The sequence below is a fragment of the Candidatus Fermentibacter sp. genome (assembly GCA_030373045.1).
Lineage (GTDB): Bacteria > Fermentibacterota > Fermentibacteria > Fermentibacterales > Fermentibacteraceae > Fermentibacter.
Genome location: JAUCPW010000028.1, coordinates 1 through 15866 on the forward strand (window position 1 = coordinate 1; position 15866 = coordinate 15866).

The 15866-nt window shown below is 67.6% G+C and carries 18 protein-coding genes; 15 read left to right on the forward strand and 3 right to left on the reverse strand.

The features are described 5' to 3' along the window. Nucleotides 1–71 precede the first annotated feature (71 nt). From panC to QUS11_05650, 14 genes are read left to right on the forward strand one after another with little or no spacing between them, the layout of a single operon-like run. Entirely contained in the window at nt 72–938 is an 867-nt protein-coding gene (panC, locus tag QUS11_05585; GenBank protein ID MDM7992767.1) for a pantoate--beta-alanine ligase, read from the forward strand. A 1-nt stretch (nt 939) separates the two neighbouring features. Next, nucleotides 940–1296, forward strand: coding sequence for an aspartate 1-decarboxylase (locus QUS11_05590; GenBank protein ID MDM7992768.1), 357 nt, complete (start codon nt 940–942; stop codon nt 1294–1296). Next, a complete protein-coding gene (locus QUS11_05595; GenBank protein ID MDM7992769.1) occupies nt 1293–2255 on the forward strand; it encodes an NTP transferase domain-containing protein in 963 nt (320 codons plus the stop codon). The genes QUS11_05590 and QUS11_05595 overlap by 4 nt, the downstream gene beginning before the upstream one ends. Before the next feature lies 1 nt (nt 2256). After that, complete coding sequence (locus QUS11_05600; GenBank protein MDM7992770.1) at nt 2257–2736, forward strand: HIT domain-containing protein; 480 nt, start codon at nt 2257–2259, stop codon at nt 2734–2736. After that, complete coding sequence (locus tag QUS11_05605; protein ID MDM7992771.1) at nt 2737–3219, forward strand: LytR C-terminal domain-containing protein; 483 nt, start codon at nt 2737–2739, stop codon at nt 3217–3219. Between the two features lies 1 nt (nt 3220). Beyond that, nucleotides 3221–3589 carry a ribosome silencing factor gene (rsfS, locus tag QUS11_05610; GenBank protein MDM7992772.1) on the forward strand — a complete coding sequence of 123 codons (369 nt, stop codon included), beginning with the start codon at nt 3221–3223 and terminating at the stop codon, nt 3587–3589. Next, nucleotides 3579–5264: an arginine--tRNA ligase gene (gene argS, locus QUS11_05615; protein ID MDM7992773.1), complete on the forward strand. Its 1686-nt coding sequence runs from the start codon at nt 3579–3581 to the stop codon at nt 5262–5264. The genes rsfS and argS overlap by 11 nt, the downstream gene beginning before the upstream one ends. Before the next feature lie 19 nt (nt 5265–5283). Then, nucleotides 5284–6198, forward strand: coding sequence for a PfkB family carbohydrate kinase (locus tag QUS11_05620; GenBank protein ID MDM7992774.1), 915 nt, complete (start codon nt 5284–5286; stop codon nt 6196–6198). Beyond that, complete coding sequence (gene purM / locus QUS11_05625) at nt 6198–7247, forward strand: phosphoribosylformylglycinamidine cyclo-ligase (GenBank protein MDM7992775.1); 1050 nt, start codon at nt 6198–6200, stop codon at nt 7245–7247. The genes QUS11_05620 and purM overlap by 1 nt, the downstream gene beginning before the upstream one ends. Continuing rightward, the gene (locus QUS11_05630) at nt 7244–8455 is read left to right on the forward strand and encodes a 2,3-bisphosphoglycerate-independent phosphoglycerate mutase (GenBank protein MDM7992776.1); all 1212 of its coding nucleotides are present in this window, start codon (nt 7244–7246) and stop codon (nt 8453–8455) included. Before purM ends, QUS11_05630 begins: the two co-directional genes overlap by 4 nt. Nucleotides 8456–8457: 2 nt before the next feature. Beyond that, complete coding sequence (gene nadA, locus QUS11_05635; protein ID MDM7992777.1) at nt 8458–9360, forward strand: quinolinate synthase NadA; 903 nt, start codon at nt 8458–8460, stop codon at nt 9358–9360. Next, complete coding sequence (locus tag QUS11_05640; protein MDM7992778.1) at nt 9353–10072, forward strand: gamma-glutamyl-gamma-aminobutyrate hydrolase family protein; 720 nt, start codon at nt 9353–9355, stop codon at nt 10070–10072. The genes nadA and QUS11_05640 overlap by 8 nt, the downstream gene beginning before the upstream one ends. After that, the gene (locus tag QUS11_05645) at nt 10072–10893 is read left to right on the forward strand and encodes a class I mannose-6-phosphate isomerase (GenBank protein MDM7992779.1); all 822 of its coding nucleotides are present in this window, start codon (nt 10072–10074) and stop codon (nt 10891–10893) included. Before QUS11_05640 ends, QUS11_05645 begins: the two co-directional genes overlap by 1 nt. Then, nucleotides 10890–11927, forward strand: a complete 1038-nt coding sequence (locus QUS11_05650) for a mannose-1-phosphate guanylyltransferase (GenBank protein ID MDM7992780.1) — start codon at nt 10890–10892, stop codon at nt 11925–11927. Before QUS11_05645 ends, QUS11_05650 begins: the two co-directional genes overlap by 4 nt. Nucleotides 11928–11931: 4 nt before the next feature. Here the strand turns inward: QUS11_05650 and QUS11_05655 are convergent, their stop codons facing one another. Continuing rightward, complete coding sequence (locus QUS11_05655; GenBank protein MDM7992781.1) at nt 11932–12354, reverse strand: L,D-transpeptidase; 423 nt, start codon at nt 12352–12354, stop codon at nt 11932–11934. 170 nt (nt 12355–12524) lie between these two features. Here QUS11_05655 and QUS11_05660 point away from each other — a divergent pair, with 170 nt between their 5' ends. Continuing rightward, complete coding sequence (locus QUS11_05660; protein ID MDM7992782.1) at nt 12525–13814, forward strand: tetratricopeptide repeat protein; 1290 nt, start codon at nt 12525–12527, stop codon at nt 13812–13814. 161 nt (nt 13815–13975) lie between these two features. Here QUS11_05660 and QUS11_05665 read toward each other — a convergent pair whose 3' ends face one another. Together QUS11_05665 and QUS11_05670 are read right to left on the reverse strand one after the other, a co-directional pair. Beyond that, nucleotides 13976–14287, reverse strand: coding sequence for an acetyl-CoA carboxylase biotin carboxyl carrier protein subunit (locus QUS11_05665; protein MDM7992783.1), 312 nt, complete (start codon nt 14285–14287; stop codon nt 13976–13978). 23 nt (nt 14288–14310) lie between these two features. Further along, nucleotides 14311–15843 carry a carboxyl transferase domain-containing protein gene (locus QUS11_05670; protein ID MDM7992784.1) on the reverse strand — a complete coding sequence of 511 codons (1533 nt, stop codon included), beginning with the start codon at nt 15841–15843 and terminating at the stop codon, nt 14311–14313. Nucleotides 15844–15866: the final 23 nt, after the last annotated feature.

Below are 15866 nucleotides of genomic sequence, written 5' to 3' on the forward strand. Positions count from 1 at the left end.
GACAGCTTCAAGGCCTTAGAGGAGCACTGGGGCGGTATACAGACCTTGGTCGCCAGGACCGGGCGGGTATCATGTGGATCAGCGGCTGGGCTGCGGACAGGGCGGCGGCTGCGCGGGCAGGCCGCGCCGCCGGCGAGGGGGTGGCCCTCGTCCCCACGATGGGGGCCCTGCACGACGGCCACCTGAGCCTCGTCGCGCTTGCTTCGCGCGGAGGCCGCAGGGTGGTGGTGTCGGTGTTCGTGAATCCGACCCAGTTCGGGCCGGGCGAGGATTTCGACAGGTATCCCCGCGATCCCGCCGGCGACGCCGCCCGTCTCGAGAAGGCCGGGGCCGACGTGCTCTTCATGCCGGACGCGGGCGAGGTCTATCCGCCCGGCTTCGCATCGTGGGTCCAGCTCCCCTCGATGGAGAACGTGCTCTGCGGCCGGTACCGCCCGGGTCACTTCAGGGGGGTGGCGACGGTCTGCTGCATCCTGTTCGGGATGGTGGGTCCCGATGCAGCCGTCTTCGGCAGGAAGGACGCACAGCAGCTGGCCATCATCAAGAGGATGGTGTCTGATCTGAGGCTGGGCGTCGGGATAGTCGAGGCGCCCATAGTCAGGGAGGCCGACGGGCTCGCCATGAGTTCCAGGAACGCCTATCTGACCCCCCCGCAGAGGGCCGAAGCCCCGCGGATCTTCGGGGGATTGCGCGCAGCGGCGGCTCTTGCGGCCAGCGGGCGGCCCTGCTCCTCCGAACTCGCCTCCGCCTTCCGTGCGGGGCTCGAGGATTCGGGCGAACTCGCCGTCCAGTACGTCGAGCTCGTGGATCCATCGACCCTGGAACCCATGGACGTCCTCGACAGGGACGGCCTGCTGGCGGTGGCGGTCCTCGCGGGCCGGACCCGTCTGATCGACAATCTGATACTCCGCCCCGGCGCCGGGGCGGTGGAGGTATGACTTGCTCAGGTGCTTCCTCGGAGCCAAGCTCCACAGGGTGGTGGTGACGGACGCCTGCACCGACTATGTGGGCTCCATCGAGATCGACTCGGCCCTCCTCGAACTGTCGGGCATAGCGCCGGGAGAGAGGGTCCAGGTGGCCGATCTCGCCAACGGGCAGCGGTTCGAGACCTATGTCATCGAAGGGGCCAGGGACAGCGGAACCGTCAGCATCAACGGAGCCGCGGCCCTGCTCGTGAAGCCCGGCGACAGGGTCATCGTGATGCAGTACGTCTGGGTCCAGACGGGCGAGGAGCCTCCGTTGCCCCGCATAGTCATGGCCGACGAACGGAACCTCGATCCGAGGCTCCTGGGTTGACCGCGGCAGTCATCCTGGCCGCCGGAGCCGGGAAGCGGATGCATTCGGACCTGCCGAAGGTGATGCATCCCGTCCTGGGCAGGCCGATGGTTCTCCGTGTGGCCGACATGGCCTCCTCGTGCGGCTTCGACCGGATCGTCGCAGTCGTGGGCCACGGCCGCGAGAGGCTCATCCCCCTCCTCGAGGACTGCGGGATCGGCTGGGTCGTGCAGGAGAGGCAGCTGGGCACCGCCCATGCCGTCTCGTGTGCCACGGGGAGCGTCGCCGCCGACGAATACGCCATTCTGCTGGGCGACGTGCCGCTCCTGCGGGCGGAAACGGTCGTCTCCCTCATGGAGGCGCGGCGCTCGGCCGGGGCATCCATGGCCGTGCTCACCGCCGAAGCCCCGGATCCCGCAGGATACGGGCGGATCGTCAGGAAGTCGGGCAACCTGGTCGACAGGATCGTCGAGGAGCGCGACGCGGATGCGCGTACCCGCCAGATACGGGAGATCAACACCGGCGTCATGGCCTTCGAGGGGCGGGCCCTGGCGGGCTTCATCGGACAGATCGGCAACGACAACGCCCAGGGCGAGTTCTACCTCACGGACGCCGCCGCCCTGGCCTCGGCGGGCGGCCTGGGATGCGCGGCCTGTCTGGCCCGCGACTGGGAGGAGGTCGCCGGAGTGAACGACCCGTTCCAGCTCGCCGAGGCTTCCCGTGCGCTCTCCCGGAGGAACGTAGAGCGTCTGACGGCCGCCGGCGTGCGCTTCACCGATCCCTCGGGCGTCTGGGTGGAGGACGGCGTGACGGCTTCAGGCGGCTCGGAGATAGGCAGGTTCGCCAGGCTCTCCGGGGCTACCTCGCTCGGAGAGGGCTCGGTGGTGGGAGACGGATCGATCCTCGAGGACGCGACCGTCCCATCCGGGGCCGTCCTTCCCCCCTACACCGTCATCCTGCGGGGAGGCGGGCTTGGATAGGATGTGGGCGCCGTGGCGCAGAGCCTACGTATCCGGAGAGGCCCCGGAGCAGGGCTGCCTGTTCTGCAGGCTGGCCTCGGTGACGGATGACGGGGAGAACCTGGTCCTGGCACGCGGGAGGCTCGCCTTCGCCGTGCTCAACCGATATCCCTACACGAACGGGCACCTGATGGTGGTGCCGGTGCGCCATGTCGCGCTGTTCTCCGAGCTGGAGCCGGAGGAGGGTGCAGCCCTCATGGCCGGCGTTGCGGCCGCCGAGAGGGCCTTTGCGGAGGCGATGAGCTGCGGAGGCGTCAACGGCGGATGGAACGTCGGGAGATGCGCCGGCGCCGGCGTGGAGGGTCACCTGCACCTGCACGTCCTCCCCAGGTGGCCGGGAGACGTCAATTTCCTGCCCGCGGTCGCCGACGTGAAGGTCGTGTCGGAATCGCTGGAGAGCTCGTACCGGAGGCTCCTGCCGTTCTTCGAGGGGGTCTTCTGAATGGGTCTCCAGACGCATGGACTCGTCTGGAGGCTTCTTGCGACCCTGCTGGCCCTGGGCCTCGCGGGGATCTCGATCTGGGGCAGGATACCCGAACCCGTCCGGGATCCGGCGACTGCCGATTCGCTCCCTCCTCCGCCGGACACCGTGAGTCTCAGGATACTCAACGGGTCCGGGATGGCAGGTCTGGCGAGAACCGTGCAGAGGTACTTCCTCGGGTACGCAGGAGAGACCGTCTTCGTCATGCCCTTCGAACCGTCGGATGCCGACAGGGACGATTACGCGACTACGATAGTCGTGTCCCACGTACCGGGACCGGAGGCCGCCAGGGCGGCGTCGGCCATGCTCGGGCTGGGTGACAGCTCGATAGTCTGGAGCGTCGAGAGCGATCCGCCGACCGATCTGACCGTCTATCTCGGAAGGGACGTGGCGGCCAGGCGGGACGAGTTCATACCGGTAGAACAACAGAACCCGGAGGAATGATTTGGCAGAGGACATAATAGCCCCGATCGTCGCGGCGATCCACGAGAGGCGGGGGTTCGGGGTCAGGGCGATCGACATGAGCGGCTTCCCCCTGACCATGGACATGTTCCTGATAGCTTCCGCGTCCAGCTCCACCCAGGCCCGTGCGGTCGCCGACAGGGTCGAGGATGTTGCCAGATCCCTCGGAGTGAGGCTCCACCACAAGGAGGGGTACGAGGAGGGAGACTGGATCCTTCTCGACTTCGGCACCCTGGTGGTGCACGTCTTCCAGCCGCAGACGAGGGAGTACTACAACCTGGAGATGCTCTGGAGCGATGCGGACTTCGAGGACATCCCCGACTCGCCGGACGGGGCATCGGATGAGGCCTGAGGAGGCCAGGAGACTCGCCTCCGACCGGCTTTCGGCCCTGCTCGCCGCGCGCTTCGGGATCGAACGCGAAGTGGTGCTCGCCGAACCGAGGGAGGAGTCCTTCGGCGACATCTCCACGCGGGCGGCTCTCGAGGCCGCCGGCAGGGCCGGGGTGAAGCCGGCCGAAATCGCCCGCGTCCTGGCCTCGGAGGCTTCGCTGCCATCCGGGGTGTTCTCCTCGATCACCACGGAGGGCCCGGGATACGTCAACCTGACTTTCTCGAGGCGCTATCTCTGCGAGATCACGTGCGCCCTCTCGAGGGAGGGGCTCCTTCCGCTGATCAGGGGCTCTGGAAGCGGCCGCAGGGCCCTCGTGGAGTATGTCAGCTCCAACCCCACCGGACCCCTGAACGTGGGACACTGCAGGCAGGCGGTCCTCGGCGAGGCCGTCGCCGGGCTCCTGGAGGCGGCGGGATGGACAGTCGAGAGGGAGTACTACTTCAACGACGCGGGCAGGCAGAGCCTCCTGCTCGGCGAATCCCTGGCCTCCCGGTATGCCGGCCTCGGAGGCACCGAGGTGCCCGTCCCGGAGGGCGGATACCAGGGTGAATACCTCCTCCTCTGGGCGGGGGATCTGATGGAGGAGCGCGGCGGAGGGCTCACATGGGCCTCCGACAGTGCCGTCTTCGTCGACTACGCCAGGGAGAGGGCCATGGCGATGATAAAGGATGACCTGGCCGTTCTCGGCGTGGAGTTCGACCGGTACTTCAGCGAGTCGAGCCTGATCCCGGACAGGGTGGAGGCCGCCCTGGAGATGCTTGCCGCGGTCGAGACCGGGGCGGGTCCCCTCCTGTACGAGGAGCCCGCCGGTTCCGGAAAGCGCTGGGCCAGGCTGACCGCCCTGGGCAGGCCCGAGGACAGGGTTCTGGTGCGCGACAACGGGATGTTCACCTACAGGATGCCCGACATAGCCTACCACCTGGACAAGTTCGGGCGCGGATACGACCTGATGGTCGATATCTTCGGAGCCGACCACCTGGACACCAGCCGTGACGTGACGGCCCTGCTCTCGGCCATCCTGGGAGGAGACGAGGTCTCCCGCAGGCTGAAGGTGATCCTGCACCAGTTCGTGACCCTCGTGCGCGACGGCAGGAAGGTGAAGATGTCCACCAGGGCCGCCAACTACGTCACCCTGCGCGACCTGGTGGAGGAGGCCGGATCCGCCGACGTCACGAGATACCTGTTCCTGACCAGGAAGGCCGAGTCCCACATGGACTTCGACCTGGAGCTGGCCAGGCGCCAGTCCGACGACAACCCCGTCTACTATGTGCAGTACGCGTGCGCCAGGATATCCGGAATCCTCCGGAATGCGGAACCCTCCGGCCTCGTGCCGGAGACCGACGCATCCCGCGCAGAGGAACTCCTGAACGGCGCCGACGAACGGAGGCTGATGCGCCTGCTCGAGGCCGTCCCGGTACGGACGGCCGCGGCAGCGTCGGCACTCGAACCCCACAGGCTCACCGAGCTCCTGCACGAGCTGGCCGTGTCCTTCCACGGCTTCTACCAGAGGGTCCGCGTCGTGGACCCCTCCGAGCCCGCCCTGTCGGGGGCCAGGCTCATGCTCTGCTCGGCCTGCCGCAACACGATGAGGGACCTCCTGGGCGTGCTGGGTGTAGCCGCGCCCGAGAGGATGTGACCTCGGGGATCGGAGAGAGATGGCCGTACTCGTGGTAGGTTCGATAGCGCTGGACACCCTCACGACTCCCTCGGGCAAGGCCGAGGAGACCCTCGGGGGGTCGGCGGTCTACTTCTCGCTGGGTGCCAGACCCTTCGACTCCGTAAGGGTCGTCGGCGTCGTAGGCCCGGACTTCCCCGTGCTCGAGAAGCGCTTCCTGGAGGAGAAGGGGATCGATCTCGGCGGGCTTCAGACAGGCCAGGGTCCGACATTCCGCTGGGAGGGAGTGTACGGCCCCGACCTCGGAGATGCCAGGACGATAAGGACCGAGCTCGGGGTGTTCGCGGGCTTCGCCCCCAGGCTGCCCGAGCACTACCGGAGCACGCCCTGCCTGTTCCTCGCGAACATCGACCCGGTGCTGCAGCTCGACGTGCTGGGGCAGGTCGAGAACCCGCGCTGGATAGCGGTCGACACCATGAACCTCTGGATCGACAGGCAGCGGGACGCCGTTCTCGAGGTGTTCCGCAAGGTCCAGATGGTTTTCGTGAACGCCTCGGAGGCGATGCAGGTCTCGGGCGAGACGAACATCTTCAGGGCGGGAGCGTGGATACTCGAACACGGCCCGGAGTATGTCGTCATCAAGAGGGGCGCGGCGGGCGTCCTGGCGCTCGGGGGGCCCGTCCCGTTCAACCTTCCCGCGGTGCCCGTCGAGAACGTGATCGATCCGACCGGAGCAGGAGATTCTTTCGCCGCGGGCATGCTCGGATTCCTGTCCGGCTCGGGCAGGGGGCTCGATTTCGACAGCATCAGGATGGGGCTGGCCTACGGCTCCGTCATAGCCAGCTTCGCCGTTTCCGGCTTCGGGACCGGGATGATGAGGGATCTGACGAAGGAGGCCATAGAGGAGCGCATGCGCTTCTACCTCTCCTCGAACCAGATCATGGGCCGTTCCTGATGGCCGGCACCGACTACGCCAGGGCCGGAGTCGACATAGACGAGGGCGAGAAGGCCGTATCCCTGATGAAGCAGGCCGTCAGGGAGACCTTCACCCCCCGCGTCCTCTCGGACCTCGGGAGCTTCGGGGGCCTCTTCCGGGCCGACTTCCCCGGCATGAGGAAGCCCGTCCTGGTCGCCAGCACCGACGGTGTGGGCACCAAACTGAAGATAGCCGCGGCTGTCGGAGACTACTCGACGGTGGGCCGCGACCTCGTCAACCACTGTGTCAACGACATCCTCTCCCAGGGGGCGGAGCCGCTCTTCTTCCTCGACTACATCGCGTGCGGCAGGCTCGATTCGTCGGTGGCCGCCGGGATCGTCACGGGCATGGCCTCCGCCTGCAGGGAGAACGGATGCGCCCTTCTCGGCGGCGAAACGGCCGAGATGCCCGGCTTCTACTCCCCGGGCGACTATGACGTCGCCGGGACGATTGTCGGCGTGGTAGACGAGGAGCACATGGTGACGGCATCAGGGGTCCGCCCGGGCATGGCCCTGATCGGCCTCCCCTCGACCGGGCTGCACACGAACGGATACTCCCTGGCCAGGATGGTCCTCTTCGAGATCGCCGGCCTCGCACCCGGCGACTCCCCCGCGGAGCTGGGCGGGCAAACCCTGGCCCAGGCTCTCCTGGCGGTTCACAGGAGCTATCTGAAGGCCGTCGCGCCCCTCGTACGGAAGGGCCTCGCGGCAGGGATCTGCCATGTCACGGGGGGCGGGATCCCCGGGAACCTCGGCAGGATCCTGCCGCCGGGCTGCGGCGCCGTCATCGAGGAGAACTGGCATGTCCCCCCGGTGTTCGGCCTCATCCGCAGGCTGGGCGACGTTGCCCCGGAAGACATGCGCAGAGCCTTCAACATGGGTGTCGGCCTCATCCTGGCCGTTCCGGCCGGGAGAGCCGCCGAGGCGGAGTCGATGCTCGCAGGAGCCGGAGAGCAACCCTTCAGGGCTGGCAGCACCGACGATTCCGGTGCGATCCGGTTCACGGGCGGAAGGGAGGCGGGGCTGTGAGGAAGGGTTACGGACTCGTCGAGAGCCTTGTAGAACGTGGAGCGGGAGGCGGAAGGATCCTCCTCGCCGTCCTCGACGGACTCGGTGATGTTTCGGAGCCCGGCTGCGGCACGCCGCTTGGGGAGGCCGCCAAGCCCAATCTCGACCGCCTGGCCTCCGAAGGAGCTCTCGGACAGCACATCCCGGTCGCCCACGGGATCACCCCGGGCTCCGGGCCCGCCCATCTCGCGCTCTTCGGCTACGATCCGGTCGAGTACTTCGTAGGGCGTGGCATCCTCTCCGCCCTGGGCATCGGCTTCGAGGTCCAGCCCGGTGATCTGGCCGTGAGAGCAAACTTCTGCACCCTCGACGGCTCGGGGGCCGTGGCCGACCGGAGGGCCGGCAGGATCGACACCGCGAAGAACGCCGCGCTGTCGGCGAGGCTCGACGGCATGGATATCGAGGATGTGAGGGTTTTCGTAAGGCCCGAGAAGGAGCACAGGGCCTGCGTGGTCTTCAGGGGCCCGGGGCTCTCCGGGGATGTGGCCGAGACCGATCCCGGCCATGTCGGGATGCAGCCGGTCCGGCCCGTCCCGCTCGCCGCAGGGGCGGAGAAGGCCTCTCGCATCATCGGCGAGTTCCTTCGCAGAGCCCATGAGCTCCTGGCCGGCGAATCCCCGGCCAACGGGATGCTCCTGCGCGGATATGCCGGCTACAGCCCTTATCCGTCGATGGAGGAGCGCTTCGGGGTCCGGGCCTCCGCCGTGGCGCTGTATCCGATGTACAGGGGAGTGGCGTCGCTCGTGGGCATGGAGGTGATGCCGTGCTCCACCAGGGACGACCAGGTCAGTGCCGCCGGAGATGCCGCATCGGCCGGGTCGGACTTCGTCTTCCTGCACCACAAGCCGACCGACAGTGCCGGCGAGGACGGCAGTTTCGAGGCCAAGAAGGCCGCCGTGGAGGCGTTCGACTCAATGGTGCCCGGGCTCCTGGCGTGCGGTTTCGATGTCGTCTGCGTCACCGGCGACCACAGCACCCCCTGTCCGATGAAGCAGCACAGCTGGCATCCGGTGCCCGTGCTCCTGCGCGGGGGACCCCAGAGATGCGGATGGAGCAGCACCTTCGACGAGAGGGAGGCCGCCCGTGGCGCACTGGGCACCATTCCCGCCGTCGACCTGATGGCCATCCTGCTGGCCTCCGCAGGCCGGCTCGCGAAATACGGGGCCTAGGCGTGGAAACATTCTCGAGAAGCGGTCTCGAAAGGCTCAAGGCCCGGAGGCGGGCTGTCATCCTGGCACACAGCTACCAGCCGCCGGAGATCCAGGACATTGCGGACCTCGTGGGCGATTCGCTGGAGCTGAGCCGTGCGACGGCCTCCCTGGACTGCGACGCGGTAGTGCTGTGCGGGGTGCGCTTCATGGCCGAGACAGCCGCGGTGCTCGCGCCGGGGAAGGCCGTGCTGAACCCGGCCCCAGGAGCCGGATGCCCGCTCGCCGACAGCATGGACGCTGCGTCCCTCAGGCGCCTCCAGGAGGAGCATCCCGGTGACGCCACCGTCGTCTACGTCAACTCGTCGCTCGAGGCCAAGGCCGCGAGCTGGGCCTGCTGCACCTCGGCCAACGCCTGCGCCGTGGTCTCGGCCGCCCCGACCCGGGATGTGGTGTTCGGACCCGATCGCAACCTCGGCGCATTCGTCGCGCGCAGCACCGGCAGGACGCTGTGGGTGTTCGACGGGAGCTGCCCGCCCCACGACGGGGCCGACATCGCCGACATGGAGCGCATGAGGCGGGCCTGGCCCGACGCAAGGCTGCTGGTTCACCCGGAGACTCCTCCCGCGGCCTGGGACCTGGCCGACGCCGTCCTGGGCACCGGGGCCATGATCGAGTACGTGAAGGGCGATGGGGCCCGCAGGTTCCTGATCGGGACCGAGGCGGGGATGGTCCACAGGCTGGGCGTGCTGTTCCCCGGCCGGGAGTTCTCGGCCGTCGGGCGGATCGGGTGTCCGAACATGAGGAAGACGTCCCCGGGGGCGGTCTTCTCCTGCCTCGAGGACATGGAGCCCCGGGTGCGGATCGACCGTTCGCTCGCCGACGCGGCGAGGGCCGCCATCGGGAGGATGACGGCCATTGGGTAGGGGCGCCCCGCTGGCCGGGCTCACCGTCGACTGGAAGGACGTCGAGCCGGACTGCACGAAGGCCTGGGGCCGCTGGAGGCATTCACTCAACTCGACCTATGCCAGGCTGGCCGCCTCGGCCGGCATGTGCCCGGTCGCCGTCCTGCCGTGCGGCCGTTCCGGGATCGCCTCCCTGGTCTCCTCCATCGACATCCTGATCATGACCGGCGGGAACGATCCGGATCCCGCCCTCTACGGGATGTCCCCGGAGGGCTGCGGGAGGATAGACTACGAGAGGCCCAGATGGGAGATCCCTCTCTACCGTGCCGCCAGGGCTGCCGGCGTCCCCGTCCTTGGGATCTGCCTGGGGATGCAGAGCATGGCCATCGCGGAGGGCTCGCCCCTGATAAGGGACATCGCCTCGGCCGCGGAAGGGCGCTGCATCGTCGGGCACCACGGTACCGCGGCCGAGCCCGCGCATCACCGCATCACCACCTCGGGGGGGCTTGCAGGCTCCCTGTTCGGACCGTCCGCAGCGGTTTCGAGCTTCCACCATCAGGCCGTCGCGTCGGCGCCGGATGGTTTCAGCGTCACCGCGAGGGCTGACGACGGGATCATAGAGTCCATCGAAAGCGATGACGGCCTGGCGGTGGGCGTCCAGTGGCACCCGGAGCGCGACGGCACCGGGCGGGCCCTGCTCTCCGCACTCCTGGGAAGGGCCGGGGGCTGGTGATGGTGTTCCGTACCGTGCCGAGATTCGTCGAGAGGATCTGGGGAGGTCTGCCGAATCCCGGGGGTATGCCCTTCGGGGAGATCTGGTGGGCCTGGGACGACCCGACCGGATCCAGCACGCTCGAAGCCTCGGGGGACGGCGGCGGCCCCTCCTGTCTGAACGATCTCGCACCGCTCACCGGGAGGTTCCCCATCGTGGCCAAGACCCTCCATCCCGCCGAGATGCTCTCCCTGCAGGTGCATCCCGGCCTGTCGGGTCCCGGGCCGCGCAAGGCCGAATCGTGGATCTTCCTGAAGGCAGGGCCGGGGGCGTCCGTCGTGCTGGGCCTCCTGCCGGGCACGACCTCAGGGCGTCTTGCCGAGGCCGTGGAGGCGGGCAGGCCGGAACCCCTCCTCCGGAGAGTGCCGGTGCATCCCGGCGACATCCTGCACGTCCGGCCCGGGACCGTGCACAGCCTCTGCGGAGGAGTGGATGTGATCGAATTCCAGGAGAACTGCGACATCACGTACCGGATCTGGGACTGGGGCAGGCCGGGGCCCGGAGGTGCCCCGAGGGAGATCCACATCGCCCGTGCCCTCGAATCTACGGACTTCTCCCCGGAAGCCGCGGAGGATCAGGCCGGTGCGTCATGCCCGGGATTCGGCTACCGGATCCGCGCAGTATCGGGATCTGCCGCTCTTCCTCCGCACTCCGTGCTGTTCGTCCCGGGACGGGACGGCGATGTCCCTGCCGGGACCTGCTTCGTGTCCGACGGCGGGGGAGGGGCTGCGGAAGCCGGAGATGGCGGCTGGATGGCGGAGCCGGAAGTGGAGGCGGGATGATGGCGCCCGGCGGGGATGCGGTCCATGCCGTGATAATGGCGGGAGGGCGGGGCACCAGGTTCTGGCCGGTTTCCCGGAAGGGCCTGCCCAAGCAGTTCATCGACCTGCTGGGACAGGGGAGCCTCCTCTCGATGACGGTCGGCAGGATACTCCCGCTCGTGCCGCTGGAGCGTATCCTGGTGGTCACCGGCGAGGGTTTCGGGGATCTCGTCATGGAGCAGGTCCCGGGGCTGCCCGGGGAGAACCTCCTGCTGGAGCCCGAGGGCCGGAATACCGCTGCATGCATAGGGTGGGCGGCCCGGGAGATTTCGCGCCGTTCCGGCCCGGATGCCCTCATGTCGGTACTCCCGTCCGATCATGTCATCCCCGATCCCGGAGGATTCGCGGAATCCATTGAGGCAGCCCTCCGCCCTGCCGGCGACGGATGGCTCGTCACGATAGGTATACGCCCCGACAGGCCCGCGACGGGCTACGGTTATCTCGAGTCGGGCGGAGATGCCGGAGGATTCCACCGTGTCCTGCGCTTCGTCGAGAAACCGTCGCTCGAGAGGGCCGAAGCCTTCGTCGCCGGCGGCAGGCACTTCTGGAACGCGGGCATGTTCGTGTGGAAGGCCGGCAGGATACTCGAGGAGATCGGACTCCACATGCCCGGCCTGGCTGCGGGCCTGGCCGCGCTCGAGCCCGGGGTCAGGCCCTCCCCGGGCGCCTACGGGGCCCTGCCCTCCGTCTCGATCGACGTCGGAGTGATGGAGAAGGCAGAAAGGGTGGCCATGATACCGGCCTCCTTCCGCTGGGACGACGTGGGTGACTGGCCTGCCGCCAGGAGGGTGGGCGCCTCGAGGGGGGAGCTGCTCTCGGTCGGCGGGGGCGACTGCACCGTCTGGGCTCCCGGGAGGCTCGTGGTCGTGATGGGCCTGAGCGGGCTCTCCGTCGTAGAGTCAGACGGGGTGCTCCTCGTGATGGCGGATTCGAGCGCACAGTCGCTGAAGGAAGTGGTGTCACGCCTCGAGCGGGAGAGGCCCGACCTGGTCTAGATCCCTATCTGATCTCCACCCTGGAGCCGTTCGTCAGCCACTCGTAGGCCCATACCGCAGTGGGAGCCCCCAGCCTGATGCAGCCATGGGACAGCGGCTCGCCGAGGCGCCTCAGCGCGCTCGGCCCCGGTGCCTGGTGGAACCCTATCTCACCCGAGGAGACTATGCATATCCAGTACGGCATCCTGACGTGATACCGGCTGGACATCGGCGCCCTGTGCCTGTACAGCACCTCGAACTCCCCGCGGGGCGTGGGATGACCGGGACGCCCCGTGGATACGAGCGCGAGGTTGGCCTCATGACCGTCCTGGGTGAACAGCACGACCTGCCTGTCGAGGATGACGGTCGCAGCCCTGGAGGGCGTGGAGATCCCGCCTGCGGACGGCAGATCCGCACCCGCGGAAGCCAGCAGAAGGCTCAGGATCATCTTCAGAAGACAGGTGCCAGTCCCCATTTCCCTCCCCGTGGGCGCTTTCACTATGAAATGCCCGCTGCGGCGTCAAGTGCCGGCACATGTTGACTTGGACCAGGGATGTGGTAAAATTTGACGATACTTTTCCCCATGGCAGCTACCGGTTAACACGAATGGAGGCCTCTGTGTCGCTGAGTATCAGGTCATTGTCCGCCGCCGCCGCCCTCGCAGTCCTGGCGTTCGCGGCATGCTCGACCCCCGCCGTCACCGGCGTGAAGGTCCATATCCAGAACGGTGAGTATCTCGAAGCCATCCAACTCGCTGACAGCGTGATAGCCGCCGGCGAGTCGCAGAACGCAGAACTGTGGATGTGGCGCGGCAAGGCCCAGGGCAACATCCGCGACTGGACAGGCGCTTCCGAATCCTTCCAGCACGTCTCCCAGCTCGATCCCGCGATGGCCCCCCAGCTCGAGGAGTACTGGTTCGTGTTCTACAATGCGGCCGCCGTCTCTCTCGACAGCGGTGACGTCGCCTCCGCGAGGAGCTACCTCGATGCCGGCAGGGAAGTGGTCCCCGGCAGGCCCGAGTTCGACCAGATGCTCGGTGACCTGGCCGTGCAGGAGGGCGACTACGAGACGGCCCTCGACCACTTCAAGGCTTCGGCCGACATCAGCAGGGAGTACGTCGCGAGCCTGGCCGGGATGCTAGAGTCCGCCCCCGCCGACCAGAAGCCTGCGATAGAGGAGGTTCTCGCCAACGCCGAGAGCACGTTCCTCCTGTCCCTCTACAACGCCGGCATGATCCACAAGGCGCTCGCAGGCACGTCCGACACCGAGGAGGCCTCGGCGGCCCACCTCGACGGGGCCGTCGAAGTGCTCCAGGAGGCTGTCGGGATCGATCCGACCAACGCCGACGTCCTCAACCTGCTCGCGCAGGTCTACCTGCTCCGCGGATCGTTTGACGAGGCCATGTCCGTGTTCGACGACGCCCTAGCAGGTGTCGACGCCGGGCTGGCCGAGGGCTGGCTCGCCCCCGAGGACGCCCAGGCGATCCGCGGCGAGATCATGCTCACCCGCGGTGCAGCCCTTCTCGAGATGGAGAGGTATGACGAGGCCGTCACCGAGCTCGAGGCGGCGCGCGACGTCAACGGCCCCAGCTACGTCCTGCTCGGGAACCTCGCCCAGGCCTACATCATGCAGGAGGAGTACGACTCCGCCCTGACCGTGCTCGACGAGGCGGCCGGCCTCCCCGACCTCACCGACGAGGAGAGGGCCAACACTCTCTACATGAAGTTCGCGGCGCTGAACCAGCTCGAGAGGGACGCCGAGGCCGCCTCCGCCCTCGAAGCAGCTCTCGAGATCAACCCCGACAACGCCGAATGGTGGGAGTATCTCGCCAGCACATACAGCCGTCTGAACCGCAGGAGCGATGCCATAGAGGCCATGGAGCACGCTCAGCAGCTCCGCGGCGAATAACCCGCGGGATCGATCGGTGCACAGGGGGCGGGCCCGGCCCGCCCCCTTCCTCGTGTCAGCCGCGGGCCGCGGCCCCGGCCCTGTCGCAGGGCACCCGGGAGTCGATGGAGCGGGTAGGTGATCGCCGGCAGCTGCCCCCCGGGCAGGGCCGGTGAGCGGGGCTAGACCGCTGCGTCCAGGCGGACGAGTATCTGGTTCTTCTCCACCCTGTCGCCCTTGATGACCAGAACCTGCGCCACGCGCCCCTCGATGGCGGAACAGACCTCGTTGTGCATCTTCATGGCGTCGAGCAGGAGGAGCACCTGTCCGGCGGAGACCCTGTCCCCCTCCCTCACGCGCACATCCACTACGGTGCCCGGGATGAATGCCTTGAGGTCGCGGGCATCCGGCAGACCCTGATAGGGCCGCAGGCTGTTCCTGGGTATCTCGGTCTCGTACATGGCCGAATCTATGCAGAGGCTCTCAGGATCCATATCTGCTCCCCTCGGGCGGACTGCTACAGCGGGATGTTGCCGTGCCGCCTCGGCATCCTGCCGGAATCCGGCACCCTAGCCGTTTCGAGGATGCGGACCAGGGCCTCCCTGGTCTGCTCCGGGATCAGGATGGTGTCGACGTAGCCCTTGCTCGCGGCCACGTAGGGATTGGCGAACTTCTCCTCGTACTCGGCCACCTTCTCGCGCCTGGTGGCCTCCGGGTCGCTGCTCTCCTCGATCTCCTTGCGGAAGATGATGTTGGCTGCGCCTTCAGGGCCCATGACCGCTATCTCGGCGGTGGGCCATGCCACCACGAAGTTCGCGCCAAGGTGCCTGCTGCACATCGCTATGTAGGCACCGCCGTAAGCCTTGCGCATTATCACCGTCAGCTTGGGAACGGTGGCCTCGCTGTAGGCGTAGAGGATCTTCGCGCCGTGTCTGATCACGCCCATGTGCTCCTGGCTGACGCCCGGCAGGTATCCCGGCGTGTCGACCAGCGTGATGAGCGGGATGCGGAATGCGTCGCAGAACCTGATGAAGCGTGCAGCCTTGTCGGATGCGTCCACGTCCAGCACGCCCGCGAGGACCCGGGGCTGGTTGGCCACGATCCCGACGGTCCTGCCCTCGAGCCTCGCGAAGCCGGTGAAGATGTTCCGCGCGAAGTGCTCGTGGACCTCGAGGAATTCGGATGAATCGACTATCCCCCTGATCACGTCCCTGACGCAGTAGGCCTTGCGCCGATCCTCGGGGATGACGTCCCTGGTGAGGGTTGTCTTCGGGGGCTTCGGAGCGGTCCTGGGCGGATCCTCCCGCGAGCTCGAGGGGAGGTAGGACAGGAGGTTCCTCACCTGCTCGAAGGCGTCCTCCTCGTTGTCCGCGAAGAAGTGGGCGTTGCCGGTTATGGCGGAATGCGTGCGGGCCCCGCCGAGTTCCTCGGGGGATATCTCCTCGCCCAGGACTGTCTTTATCACCTGGGGGCCGGTGATGAACATGTTGGAGATGCGGTCGACGACGAAGACGAAGTCCGTGAGGGCGGGGGAGTAGACCGCCCCGCCGGCGCACGGGCCGAGGATGACCGATATCTGCGGCACCACGCCGCTGAGCAGCGTGTTCCTGTAGAAGATCTCCCCGTATCCGCAGAGAGAGTCCACCCCCTCCTGGATCCTTGCACCGCCCGAGTCGTTGATGCCGACGAGGGGGATCAGCATGTCCCTGGAGGCGTCCATGACCTTGGTGATCTTGGAGGCGTGAGCCCTGCCGAGAGAGCCTCCCGCCACGGAGAAGTCCTGGGCGAACACCGCCACGGGCCTGTGGTCGACCCTGCCGATGCCCGTCACCACTCCGTCACCGGCCAGCATCTTGGAATGCATCCCGAAGTCCGACGCCGAATGCTCTACGAAGAGGTCGGTCTCGAGGAACGTCCCTGGATCGAGCAGGACGTCGAGCCTCTCCCTGACGGTGAGCTTGCCCTTCCTGCGCTGGCTCTCGAGGGCTTCGCGGCCACCCCCGAGTATGAGTCTGGACGCCTTGGCCAGAAACTCGTTGATCCTGCTCATTATCGACATCTGAGACCCCACTT

Excerpts from the sequence above, each read along its gene's own strand:
- panC (MDM7992767.1), top strand. The coding sequence starts at position 72 with ATGTGGATCAGCGGCTGGGCTGCGGACAGGGCGGCGGCTGCGCGGGCA.
- QUS11_05600 (MDM7992770.1), top strand. The coding sequence starts at position 2,257 with ATGTGGGCGCCGTGGCGCAGAGCCTACGTATCCGGAGAGGCCCCGGAG.
- QUS11_05605 (MDM7992771.1), top strand. The coding sequence starts at position 2,737 with ATGGGTCTCCAGACGCATGGACTCGTCTGGAGGCTTCTTGCGACCCTG.
- argS (MDM7992773.1), top strand. The coding sequence starts at position 3,579 with ATGAGGCCTGAGGAGGCCAGGAGACTCGCCTCCGACCGGCTTTCGGCC.
- QUS11_05620 (MDM7992774.1), top strand. The coding sequence starts at position 5,284 with ATGGCCGTACTCGTGGTAGGTTCGATAGCGCTGGACACCCTCACGACT.
- purM (MDM7992775.1), top strand. The coding sequence starts at position 6,198 with ATGGCCGGCACCGACTACGCCAGGGCCGGAGTCGACATAGACGAGGGC.
- QUS11_05645 (MDM7992779.1), top strand. The coding sequence starts at position 10,072 with ATGGTGTTCCGTACCGTGCCGAGATTCGTCGAGAGGATCTGGGGAGGT.
- QUS11_05650 (MDM7992780.1), top strand. The coding sequence starts at position 10,890 with ATGATGGCGCCCGGCGGGGATGCGGTCCATGCCGTGATAATGGCGGGA.
- QUS11_05655 (MDM7992781.1), bottom strand. The coding sequence starts at position 12,354 with ATGATCCTGAGCCTTCTGCTGGCTTCCGCGGGTGCGGATCTGCCGTCC.
- QUS11_05665 (MDM7992783.1), bottom strand. The coding sequence starts at position 14,287 with ATGGATCCTGAGAGCCTCTGCATAGATTCGGCCATGTACGAGACCGAG.
- QUS11_05670 (MDM7992784.1), bottom strand. The coding sequence starts at position 15,843 with ATGAGCAGGATCAACGAGTTTCTGGCCAAGGCGTCCAGACTCATACTC.